The following is a 7,370-nucleotide window of genomic DNA, read 5'->3' as shown; positions in this document are numbered from 1 at the left end:
AGTTCAGCTGCAGCGTCATAAACAAGCCGATGCCGTTTGATTAGTGAGAGCCCGGCAAAAGCTTCACTGACAATAAAAACCGTGAAATGACCACCGCCAGTATTGCCGGCATGACCAGCATGCAGATGACTGTCATCGGTAATTTGTAACTGTGTGGGTTGCAGCTTCAGTAAAGCCTGTTCCAGCTTTTGTTGGGTAGTGGCGCTCATGGAAAAACCTTACGAAACGGTTAGACGGTGACTTTGCTGTACACATCGGCTTCGACATAAGGATCTGCTCCAGCCCAGATTTGGGCACTGCGCAAGTCGTCAAACTCTGCGACCACAAGACTACCACTGAATCCGGCTTCACCGGGATCTTCGCTATCAATAACGGGATGTGGACCCGCCAGCACTAAACGGCCTTCGTTTTGTAATTCCTGTAGACGGGCAACATGAGCAGGTCGTGCAGCCAGGCGTCGCTGCAAGCTATCGGGTTTATCTTCGCTGATGATGGCATATAACATCAGGATGCATCCTTCGAATTGGTATTGTCATTAATATGGCGAGACAGATAGATGGCCTGCCCGGCAATAAACACTACCGTAATGATTAATGATCCGAATAGTTTGAAGTTCACCCAGGTTTCTTCTGAGTAGTTATAGGCAATATAGATATTAAGAAAGCCGGAAAACACAAAAAACAGGATCCAGGCAGTATTTAATCGTGACCAGACCACCGTTGGCAACTGCAAGTGCGCGGCCATCAGACGTTCGAGTAATGTTTTATCAGTAAATATACGGGCGCCAAGAAAGGCTAAAGCAAACAACCAGTTCACCGCGGTCGGTTTCCACATCACAAATTCCGGATTTTGTAACCAGATGGTTGCCCCACCCAGCACCATGACCAGAATAAGCGTGATCATGTGCTGTCTTTCGACTTTGCCATGGCGTAACTGGCCCCATAGCACCTGTATCAGGGTGGCTACCATCATAACTGCTGTTGCAGCATAGATACCGGCAACCTCATACTCCTGACCATTCCAATGGTAGACGCCGCCACCGAATTTATAGGCAATGAAAAACAGAATAATGGGCAGAAAATCAGTAAATAGTTTCATCTTTTTTTTCAGTTATTACAGTGATGGCACATTCTAACGTAAAATCAATACCATGACGCACTATGACCTGCATTGCCATTCCACCGCCTCTGATGGCGCACTTTCACCTCAAGCACTTGTTGAACGAGCCATTCAGCAAGGTGTGGATGTGCTGGCGCTTACTGATCATGATGGGACAGAAGGCATTGTAGCAGCGCTTCGGGCGGCTGAAGAGCAACCATTAACGCTGATCCCCGGGGTGGAGATTTCGGTCAGCTGGTATAGCAGTACTATCCATATTATCGGGCTTAACATTGATATTGATAACGCAAAATTGCAAACCGGTTTAGCCAAAATCCGCGATTATCGCCAGCAACGAGCTGAAGAAATTGCGCACCGATTGGAAAAATCCGGCATTTCAGGTGCTTTGGAGGGCGCCGCTCAATATGCTTCAAAGACCATGCTGGGACGCATGCATTTTGCGCAGTTTCTGGTCGAACAAGGTCATGCGTCTGATACAAAAGACGTGTTCAAACGCTTTCTGGTTAGAGGCAAGCCCGGATACGTTCCGGGTCAGTGGACAGATCTGGAATCCGCCGTTGAGTGGATAACCGGTGCGGGTGGCCAGGCGGCTATTGCCCATCCGTTGCGTTATAAAATGACGGCCAGCAAGCTGCGTCGATTGATTGATAATTTTAAAACCGCGGGCGGTCAGGCGATAGAAGTCAGCTCCGGACATCAACATCCCGATCAATTAAGAAATGTTGCGGCGCTCGCCAAACAATATGATTTGCTCGCTTCCTGCGGTTCTGACTTTCATAGTCCGGATCAAAGCTGGAGCGAACTCGGACGTTTTCTTCCACTGCCTGCTTCATGCAAACCGGTATGGACGTTGTGGCAGTAAAACAGGCACAGCACATGGATTATGGTATATCTGTCCTTAAATTAACTAAGAAGGTTTCAACGATTTCACATGAGTCAGTATTTTCAAATTCATCCGGATAATCCGCAACCTCGTTTAATAAAACAAGCCTGTCAGATCATTATGAGTGGCGGCCTGGTGGTCTATCCGACTGATTCGGGCTATGCACTGGGATGTTACTTGGGCGATAAAGCGGCGATGGATCGTATCCGTCGATTGCGTCAATTGGATGATGATCATAATTTCACGCTGGTCTGCAGAGATTTATCCGAACTGTCGGTCTATGCCAAATTTAATAATGCGGTATTTCGTTTGATTAAGGCACATACCCCTGGCCCTTATACCTTTGTATTGCCGGCCACCAAGGAAGTGCCTCGAAGATTGCAACATCCGAAACGCAAAACCATTGGTTTGCGGATACCCGTAAACAATATTGCCCTCGCTTTATTGGAAGAGCTCAATGAACCTTTAATGAGTTCAACGCTTATTCTTCCGGGTGACACCATGCCGATGACAGAGGCAGATGAGATCGCGGATCAGTTGAGTAAACACGTCGATTTAATTATTGATGGCGGTGCCTGTGGCCATGAGCCAACCACGGTTATCGAGTTTATCAATGATTTGCCAGAAGTGGTTCGTGTCGGTATGGGCGATCCAGCACCGTTTGAGGTGGAATGATCGTTTATCTGCTGGTCATTATTATTATTGCAGTCGCTATCTGGATTATCGGGCTGCAAAATGCCGAAGCTGATTGGGGCGGGCCTTCTGTTAACTGGTTAGATGGCTGGACGCGTCTTATCTGTCGATATATTCAGCGTTTGCCAGAACAAAAAATTAATTTACCAGAAACGGGGCCGGCGATAGTGGTGGCCAATCATGTGTCAGGTGCCGATCCATTGTTGTTAATCTCCGCCAGCAAAAGACCATTACGCTTTTTGATTGCGCGTGAAGAATATGAACGACCTTTGGTTAGCTGGGTGTTTAAAAAAGCGGGTTGTACTCCTGTTGATCGCAATGGTCGTCCGGAACAGGCTTTAAGGCAGGCATTAAGGGCCTTACAGAAAGGCGAAGTGATCGCATTGTTTCCCCACGGAAAAATACATCTGGATAGTGATCCTCCCAGAAAAATCAAAGGCGGTGTAGGCCGTCTGGCGAGCTGGTCAGCTGCGCCGGTGTTTCCGGTTCGTATTGATGGGGTGACTGCTGAAGGTAAAGTGTTTACCGCGCCTTTTGTTCCGAGTCGGGTACAGCTGACAATGACACCAGCATTAATCTGCTCACCTGAATCTATGCTGCAATGCCTGCAGGATATTAGTGTGGCGATTGAGACGCCTGTTAATAGTAAACATCCATAGCGAGATGTTTGGTTAACTGACTATAATCAAAATTAATTCAACAGCTTAGTTGTTTTTCAATATGGTCATCTTTTTCTGATGACGTTCACTTGATTTCTGATTCGATACCCCCCATTTTGTAATTAACTTATTTTTTACAGGGATATTACGACGATGCAAATCGATAAACTCACCAGCAAATTTCAGGAAGCACTGGGGGCGGCACAAAGTCTGGCCGTTGGCCGTGATCACCAGGTAATAGAGCCTGCTCATTTATTGTTGGCATTATTGAACCAGCAGGGGGGAACGGTAAAACCATTATTGGCGCAAAGTGGTGTCAATGTGCCAGCCTATCAGGCGGATCTTGAAGCCCAGTTAAAGCGTTTCCCTCAGGTTGAGGGCGGCAATGGTGATATTCGTATTTCATCTGATTTGAACCGCTTGTTAAATCAAACCGATAAGCTGGCGCAGCAACGTCAGGATCAATTTATTTCCAGTGAACTGCTGATTTTGGCTGCAGTTGAAGAAAAAAATCAGACCGGTGAGTTGCTCCGTAAACATGGTGCTAACAAAACCAATATTAATAACGTGATTGATAAAATTCGTGGGGGCGAACGCGTGACTGATCAAAATGCTGAAGAACAACGGCAGGCGTTGGAAAAATACACTATCGATCTGACGGCCCGTGCCGAAAGCGGCAAACTGGACCCGGTCATTGGTCGGGATGATGAGATACGTCGCACTATTCAGGTTTTGCAACGCCGCACCAAAAATAATCCGGTGTTAATCGGTGAGCCGGGTGTCGGAAAAACCGCGATTGTTGAAGGTCTGGCTCAGCGTATCGTCAATGGCGAAGTGCCGGAAGGCATGAAACACAAACGCGTTTTGTCACTGGATATGGGGTCCCTGATCGCGGGTGCCAAATTCCGTGGAGAATTCGAAGAACGCCTAAAGGCAGTGTTGAGTGATCTATCTAAACAGGAAGGACAGATCATTTTGTTTATTGATGAAATTCATACCATGGTCGGTGCCGGTAAAGCCGAAGGTTCAATGGATGCAGGCAATATGCTGAAACCAGCTTTAGCGCGGGGCGAATTACATTGTATCGGTGCCACCACGCTGGATGAATATCGTCAATATGTTGAGAAAGATGCCGCCCTTGAACGCCGGTTTCAGAAAGTGCTGGTGGGAGAGCCCAGTGTTGAATCAACCATTGCTATTTTACGTGGCCTGAGTGAACGCTATGAAGTGCATCATGGCGTAGATATTACTGATCCGGCTATTGTTGCTGCAGCCACCTTATCGCATCGTTATATCACCGACCGGAATTTGCCGGATAAAGCCATTGATCTGATTGATGAAGCGGCCAGTCGGATTCGTATGGAGATTGATTCCAAACCGGAGGTTTTGGATCGGTTGGAAAGACGTTTAATCCAATTAAAAATTGAACGTGTTGCCTTGCAGAAAGAGTCGGATGAAGCCTCCAAAAAACGCTTGGATACGCTGGAAACCGAGATGAAAAAGCTGGCGCGCGAATATACCGATCTGGAAGAAGTCTGGAAGTCGGAAAAAGCGGCTTTACATGGCAGTCAGCACATCAAGGAAGAGCTGGAAAAGGCACGTCTGGAGCTGGAATCGGCCAACCGAAGCGGTAATCTGGAAAAAATGTCCGAGCTGCAATACGGCCGTATTCCGGCATTGGAAAAGCAGCTGGATATTGCCACTCAGGCGGAAATGCAGGAATTCACGCTGCTGAGAAACAAGGTTGGTGAAGAAGAAATCGCCGAAGTGGTTTCCAAATGGACCGGTATTCCGGTTTCCAAAATGCTGGAAGGTGAGCGCGATAAATTACTGAAAATGGATGAAGCGTTGCACGAGCGGGTAATTGGTCAGGACGAAGCGGTGAATTCGGTTGCGAATGCTATCCGCCGCAGCCGTGCCGGTTTATCAGATCCGAATCGTCCGAATGGTTCTTTCCTGTTTTTGGGGCCTACGGGTGTCGGTAAAACCGAACTATGTAAATCTTTGGCAACCTTCCTGTTTGATACCGAAGAAGCCATGGTGCGCATAGATATGTCCGAGTTTATGGAAAAACATTCGGTGGCGCGTCTGGTGGGCGCACCTCCCGGTTATGTGGGGTATGAAGAAGGCGGTTATCTGACTGAAGCCGTGCGACGTAAACCCTATTCAGTCATTCTGCTGGATGAGGTCGAAAAAGCCCATCCGGATGTATTTAATATCCTGCTGCAGGTACTGGATGATGGTCGTTTGACTGATGGTCAGGGGCGCACCGTGGATTTCAGAAATACGGTGATTGTCATGACATCCAATCTCGGATCCAATGTGATTCAGGAAATGGCCGGTGAAGATAATTACGAGACAATGAAAAATGCCGTCATGGAAATTGTCGGACAACATTTCCGTCCGGAATTTATTAACCGTGTGGATGATGTTGTGGTATTTCATCCGCTGCAAAAATCGCAAATTCGTGCCATTGCCGATATTCAACTGGAACATTTGCGTGCACGTCTGGCAGAAAAAGAGATGGGACTGGAACTATCTGATGCGGCGTTGGATATGCTCTCCGAAGCCGGGTTTGATCCGGTTTACGGTGCGCGCCCATTGAAACGGGTGATTCAGCATGAACTGGAGAACCCGCTGGCTCAGGCTTTATTATCAGGTCGTTTCGTGGCAGGGCAAGTGATCAAAGTGGATGTCCAGGATGAGGAGCTGGTTTTTACCAGTGAGTTGAGACACTAAGTGAAACCTGGCGAATACCGGGTTGGCGAAACATTTCACAGCCCGGTATTTTTTTATTCAACGTTCAGTTTTCTGTTGGAAAAATTAAAAAGCCCGGATTGTTCAGGCAGTAAACCTTAATAATCATCACTTATTCCGGGAAGGTAATTCCTGTAAAGCATTACAAGTCACTGATATAATGCCAAACTTTTCTCCCAATTCTCATAGGGCCCCAACTCATGTCTGATTTCGGCAAGTTTGTCGATGCCTTCACGCCAGCGGAAGTCGCGGAAAAAGTTAAAACCGTCGGTGTTGACAAGGCCAATATGTCACTCATTCCATTGGTCATTCTGTCGCTGATGGCGGGTGCGTTTATCTCGTTTGCTGCGATGTATTACACGGTAGTGATGACCGATGCCGGTGATGCCTATGGTTTGGCCAGGTTAGTCGGTGGGCTGGTTTTTGCGTTGGGCTTTATTCTGGTGGTCATTGCCGGGGCTGAATTATTTACCGGTAATACGCTGGTGGTGATGGCTTACGCCAAGGGACAGGTGAGTTTCAAATCCCTCATGCGGAACTGGGGCATTGTGTATGTCGGTAACCTGATCGGGGCGCTGGTGACAGTTTATCTGGTGTATTTATCGGGGTATTTGACCGATGGTGATTATGGAGTGGGGGTCACAGCGATAAAATCCGGTTTAGTTAAAGTCGATCATTCTGTCACCGAAGCCTTTGTCCGGGGGTTATTCTGCAATGTACTGGTCTGTTTAGGCAGCTGGATGGTTTATGCCTCTCGCAGTGTGACGGATAAGGTGATGGCCGTGTTATTCCCTATTTCAGGCTTCGTGGCTATGGGGTTTGAACACTGCGTCGCCAATATGTACATGATTCCAATTGCGATGATTGCGGCAACTGATCAAGCCATTGTGGCGGCAGGACATTTTGATGCGGCACAGCTGGCCACATTGGATTTTGCGGGTTTGATGGGTAATCTTATCCCGGTCACCCTGGGCAATATTGTCGGGGGAGCAGGCTTTGTGGCGATGGCCTATTATCTTGTTTATGTTTACGCACGGCCAAATCGCTAGAAATCAGGTGCACTGTTTATACAGTGCACCTTTCAGCATGATTACCAGGACTTATAAGGTAAAAATTTACCGTCCAGTGTAATCACAATCCGATCCCCTTTGGGATCGGGTTTTTTCTCGATATTCATCGCAAAGTCAATCGCGCTGACAATGCCGTCACCGCATTTTTCATGGACAATTTCTTTAATGGTCGGCCCATAAACCGACATC

General features: G+C 47.5%; 8 protein-coding genes and 1 pseudogene. 5 read left to right on the top strand and 4 right to left on the bottom strand.

All coding sequences use genetic code 11. The annotated features are described in order from the left end of the window. The 3 genes from B3O33_RS11885 to B3O33_RS11875 form a co-directional block, all read right to left on the bottom strand. The coding region (locus B3O33_RS11885; RefSeq protein WP_292363673.1) for a BolA family protein at positions 1 to 209 on the bottom strand (209 nt) is incomplete at its 3' end. Between the two features lie 20 nt (positions 210 to 229). Continuing rightward, positions 230 to 505 (bottom strand): YciI family protein, encoded by a 276-nt coding sequence (locus B3O33_RS11880; RefSeq protein WP_292363671.1) that lies wholly within the window; start codon positions 503 to 505, stop codon positions 230 to 232. Next, the gene (locus B3O33_RS11875) at positions 505 to 1,098 is read right to left on the bottom strand and encodes a septation protein A (protein ID WP_292360388.1); all 594 of its coding nucleotides are present in this window, start codon (positions 1,096 to 1,098) and stop codon (positions 505 to 507) included. The genes B3O33_RS11880 and B3O33_RS11875 overlap by 1 nt, the downstream gene beginning before the upstream one ends. A gap of 52 nt (positions 1,099 to 1,150) precedes the next feature. On the opposite strand from B3O33_RS11875, the gene B3O33_RS11870 reads away from it, so the two are divergent. The 5 genes from B3O33_RS11870 (at position 1,151) to B3O33_RS11850 (ending at position 7,160) form a co-directional block, all read left to right on the top strand. Beyond that, entirely contained in the window at positions 1,151 to 1,981 is an 831-nt protein-coding gene (locus B3O33_RS11870) for a PHP domain-containing protein (protein WP_292360387.1), read from the top strand. Between the two features lie 69 nt (positions 1,982 to 2,050). Beyond that, positions 2,051 to 2,677, top strand: a complete 627-nt coding sequence (locus B3O33_RS11865; protein ID WP_292360386.1) for an L-threonylcarbamoyladenylate synthase — start codon at positions 2,051 to 2,053, stop codon at positions 2,675 to 2,677. Beyond that, complete coding sequence (locus B3O33_RS11860; RefSeq protein WP_292363669.1) at positions 2,674 to 3,354, top strand: lysophospholipid acyltransferase family protein; 681 nt, start codon at positions 2,674 to 2,676, stop codon at positions 3,352 to 3,354. Before B3O33_RS11865 ends, B3O33_RS11860 begins: the two co-directional genes overlap by 4 nt. Before the next feature lie 153 nt (positions 3,355 to 3,507). Beyond that, positions 3,508 to 6,093: an ATP-dependent chaperone ClpB gene (gene clpB / locus B3O33_RS11855; RefSeq protein ID WP_292360383.1), complete on the top strand. Its 2,586-nt coding sequence runs from the start codon at positions 3,508 to 3,510 to the stop codon at positions 6,091 to 6,093. A 218-nt stretch (positions 6,094 to 6,311) separates the two neighbouring features. Next, the gene (locus B3O33_RS11850) at positions 6,312 to 7,160 is read left to right on the top strand and encodes a formate/nitrite transporter family protein (RefSeq protein ID WP_292360381.1); all 849 of its coding nucleotides are present in this window, start codon (positions 6,312 to 6,314) and stop codon (positions 7,158 to 7,160) included. Between the two features lie 41 nt (positions 7,161 to 7,201). Here the strand turns inward: B3O33_RS11850 and B3O33_RS11845 are convergent. Then, positions 7,202 to 7,370, bottom strand: a pseudogene (locus B3O33_RS11845) (cyanate hydratase); the annotation flags it as partial.

This window comes from Methylophaga sp. UBA1464 (assembly GCF_002325665.1).
Lineage (GTDB): Bacteria > Pseudomonadota > Gammaproteobacteria > Nitrosococcales > Methylophagaceae > Methylophaga.
The sequence above is the reverse complement of the archived record's forward strand: the minus strand, read 5'-3'. Positions and strand labels throughout refer to the sequence as shown.